Origin of the sequence: Flavivirga aquatica, assembly GCF_001747085.1 — a bacterium.
Taxonomy (GTDB): Bacteria; Bacteroidota; Bacteroidia; order Flavobacteriales; family Flavobacteriaceae; genus Algibacter_C; species Algibacter_C aquatica.
Genome location: NZ_MDJD01000035.1, coordinates 1 through 519, shown reverse-complemented (window position 1 = coordinate 519; position 519 = coordinate 1). Strand labels below are relative to the sequence as shown.

Sequence of the window (519 nt, the reverse complement as noted above, 5' to 3'; positions counted from 1 at the left end):
CAAGTTGCTTATAGTGTTCTCTGCGTCCTTTATGTTTGTCGATATCTTTATTTATTTCTTGCTTTTCACTGTCGCTATCACTTTGCTCGAGTGCTTTATTGTACTGTTGCAGTTTATTATCAATATAATCTAGATGGCTCCCGATTTTCTTTTGGTTAAAATTGTTCTTCTTACTGTTCTGCGCTCTGAGTTTGGTGCTATCTCCAGCAACCAATGTTGCACCTATGAGTCCAAAATTGCGAGCTATTTTAACGGTAGCAAAAAACACTTTTTTAATGGCCTTGGCATTATCTTTTCTAAAATTGCTAATAGTATTATGGTCAGGAGTTAGAGCTTCTAAAAGCCACATCACTTCAATATTTCGTTTGCATTCTTTTTCCAATTGCCTTGAAGAACGCACGCGGTTCATGTAGCCATAAATGTATAGTTTTAGTAAGACAGATGGATTGTAAGCAGGCGGTCCATTTTCTGTAAAAACTGAACGAAAACTAAGTTCGCTCAAGTCAAGTGAATCTACAA

General features: G+C 36.6%; 1 protein-coding gene. It reads right to left on the bottom strand.

Features of this window, described 5'->3' with window-relative positions:
- A partial coding sequence (locus A8C32_RS09455; protein ID WP_131798807.1) for a transposase occupies positions 1–519 on the bottom strand: 519 nt, incomplete at both ends.